This window comes from Citrobacter sp. wls826, from assembly GCF_005281245.1.
Taxonomy (GTDB): domain Bacteria; phylum Pseudomonadota; class Gammaproteobacteria; order Enterobacterales; family Enterobacteriaceae; genus Citrobacter; species Citrobacter braakii.
In genome coordinates, this window is sequence record NZ_SZWS01000054.1 from 220,211 (window position 1) to 223,392 (window position 3,182).

Annotated in this window: 1 protein-coding gene and 1 pseudogene; both read left to right on the forward strand. The window is 54.9% G+C overall.

What is annotated here, in order from left to right:
* A pseudogene (gene yebS, locus FDW87_RS22725) lies at positions 1-545 on the forward strand (membrane integrity lipid transport subunit YebS); the annotation flags it as partial.
* On the forward strand, positions 514-3,147 hold the full coding sequence (locus FDW87_RS15120; protein WP_019076590.1) for a PqiB family protein: 2,634 nt from the start codon (positions 514-516) through the stop codon (positions 3,145-3,147). The pseudogene yebS and the gene FDW87_RS15120, both read left to right, overlap by 32 nt.
* The last annotated feature ends 35 nt before the right edge of the window (positions 3,148-3,182 follow it).

Here is a 3,182-nt window from a genome sequence, read left to right on the forward strand (position 1 = left end):
GCTGCCCTCGCTGTCATATCCCGTTACGCTGGCGCAGGAATCAAAGTATCCAAAAGTGTTGGGCTGCTCTGCTGGCCTCGATCGTCCTGCTTTTGCCTGCTAATCTGCTGCCCATCTCGGTAATTTATGTCAATGGCGGCCGCCAGGAAGACACGATCCTGTCTGGCATAATGTCCCTGGCGAACAGCAACGTCGGCGTGGCGGCGATTGTTTTTATCGCCAGTATTCTGGTGCCATTCACCAAAGTGATTGTGATGTTTACGTTGCTCATCAGCATCCATTTTAGATGTGAGCAAGGATTGCGTACCCGCATCAAACTGCTGCGTATGGTGACCTGGATTGGTCGCTGGTCGATGCTGGATCTCTTTGTTATCGCTTTAACCATGTCGCTGATTAATCGCGATCAGATACTTGCTTTTACTATGGGGCCAGCTGCGTTTTATTTCGGCGCAGCGGTAATATTGACTATTCTTGCTGTGGAATGGCTGGACAGCCGCTTACTTTGGGATGCACATGAGTCAGGAAACGCCCGCTTCGCAGACTGAAGCGCAGATTAAAACTAAACGCCGTATCTCTCCGTTCTGGCTGCTGCCTTTCATCGCGCTGATGATTGCAGGATGGCTTATCTGGGGAAGCTATGAAGATCGCGGCAATACCGTAACCATTGACTTTATGTCTGCTGACGGCATTGTGCCGGGCCGTACTCCCGTTCGCTATCAGGGCGTTGAAGTGGGCACCGTGCAGGATATCAACCTCAGCGAAGATCTACGCAAAATTGAAGTACGCGTCAGCATCAAATCGACCATGAAAGATGCTCTGCGCAAAGATACCCAGTTCTGGTTGGTCACGCCGAAAGCGTCGCTGGCGGGGGTTTCTGGCCTGGATGCGTTGGTTGGCGGCAACTATATCGGCATGATGCCCGGAACCGGCGAGCCGGAAGATCATTTCGTCGCCCTCGATACGCAGCCAAAATATCGTCTGGATAATGGCGATTTGATGCTGCACCTGCGCGCCCCTGACCTCGGGTCGCTCAATAGCGGTTCGCTGGTTTATTTCCGCAAGATTCCGGTGGGCCGGGTGTATGACTACACCATCAACCCAAATCATCAGGGCGTAACCATCGACGTGCTGATCGAACGTCGCTTTACCAACCTGGTGAAAAAAGGCAGCCGTTTCTGGAACGTGTCCGGTGTGAATGCGGATGTCAGCCTCAGCGGAGCGAAGATCAAGCTGGAGAGTCTGGCGGCGCTGGTCAATGGCGCCATTGCTTTTGATTCGCCCGAAGACTCTAAACCCGCGGTGGCCGATGACACGTTTGGTTTGTATCAGGATCTCGCGCACAGCCAGCGGGGAGTGATCGTCAAGCTTGATTTACCCAGCGGCGATGGACTCAAGGCCGGCTCAACGTCGCTGATGTATCAAGGATTAGAAGTCGGGCAACTGACCAAACTGGATTTAAATCCAGGCGGTAAAGTGACCGGCGAAATGACGGTCGATCCCAGCGTAGTAACGCTGCTGCGCGACAATACGCGGATTGAATTACACAGCCCTAAATTATCGTTAAACGATGCCAATATCAGTTCGCTACTGACGGGCAAAACTTTCGAGCTGGTACCTGGCGAGGGCGAGCCGCGTAACCAGTTTGCGGTTATTCCTGCAGAGAAGTCGTTGTTACACGATCCGGGCGTCATGACGCTTACGCTGACCGCGCCGGAGAGTTACGGTATTGATGCCGGTCAGCCGCTGATTCTCCACGGCGTACAGGTCGGTCAGGTGATTGATCGCACGCTCTCTGGCAAAGGTGTTTCATTTACCGTTGCCATCGAACCACAGCATCGCGCTCTGGTGCAAGGTGACAGTAAGTTTGTGGTCAACAGCCGCGTTGACGTCAAGGTCGGGCTTGATGGCGTGGAATTTCTTGGCGCCAGCGCCAGCGAATGGCTCAGCGGCGGCATTCGTATTTTGCCCGGTACCAAGGGTGAAATGAAAAAAAGCTACCCGCTGTATGCCAACCTGGAAAAAGCGATTGAAAACAGCCTGAGCGATCTGCCAACTACCACGCTCAGCCTGAGCGCCGAAACGCTGCCTGATGTGCAGGCCGGTTCGGTGGTGTTATACCGCAAATTCGAGGTCGGTGAAGTGATTAGCGTTCGCCCACGCGCCGATGCGTTTGATATCGATCTACATATCAAACCGGAATATCGCAACCTGCTGACCAGCAACAGCGTATTCTGGGCCGAAGGCGGGGCAAAGGTTCAGCTTAACGGTAGCGGATTGACCGTACAGGCATCTCCTCTGTCACGAGCGCTCAAAGGGGCGATTAGCTTCGATAACCTCAGCGGCGCCAGCGCCAGCCAACGCAAAGGCGACAAGCGTATTCTGTATGCTTCCGAAACCGCTGCACGTGCGGTGGGCGGCCAGATAACCCTACACGCGTTCGATGCCGGTAAACTCGCGGCCGGCATGCCAATTCGCTACCTGGGGATCGATATCGGCCAGATCCAGACGCTTGAGCTGATCACCGCCCGTAACGAAGTTCAGGCAAAAGCGGTTCTGTATCCGGAATACGTGCAGACTTTTGCCCGTAGCGGTACCCGCTTCTCCGTGATCACACCGCAAATCTCAGCGGCAGGCGTCGAGCATCTGGATACGATCTTACAGCCGTATATTAACGTTGAACCAGGACGCGGTAACCCGCGCCGTGATTTTGAACTGCAGGAAGCCACCATTACCGACTCTCGTTACCTCGATGGTCTGAGTATTGTGGTAGAAGCACCGGAAGCAGGTTCGCTGAATATCGGTACGCCAGTCCTGTTCAGAGGCATTGAAGTGGGGACCGTCACCGGGCTGACGCTGGGCTCGCTTTCTGACCGCGTGATGGTGGCGATGCGCATTAGCCAGCGCTATCAGCATCTGGTGCGGAACAACTCCGTGTTCTGGCTGGCATCCGGATACAATCTCGACTTTGGTTTGACCGGTGGCGTCGTGAAGACCGGTACCTTCAATCAGTTCATTCGCGGCGGAATCGCCTTCGCTACGCCACCGGGTACGCCGCTGGCCCCGAAAGCGCAGGCAGGTAAACACTTCCTGCTGCTCGAAAGCGAACCAAAAGAGTGGCGTGAATGGGGAACCGCCCTGCCACGTTAATATCTCCCCTTGCTCCGGCGTACATACTCGCGCCG

Excerpts from the sequence above, each read along its gene's own strand:
- FDW87_RS15120 (WP_019076590.1), top strand. The coding sequence starts at position 514 with ATGAGTCAGGAAACGCCCGCTTCGCAGACTGAAGCGCAGATTAAAACT.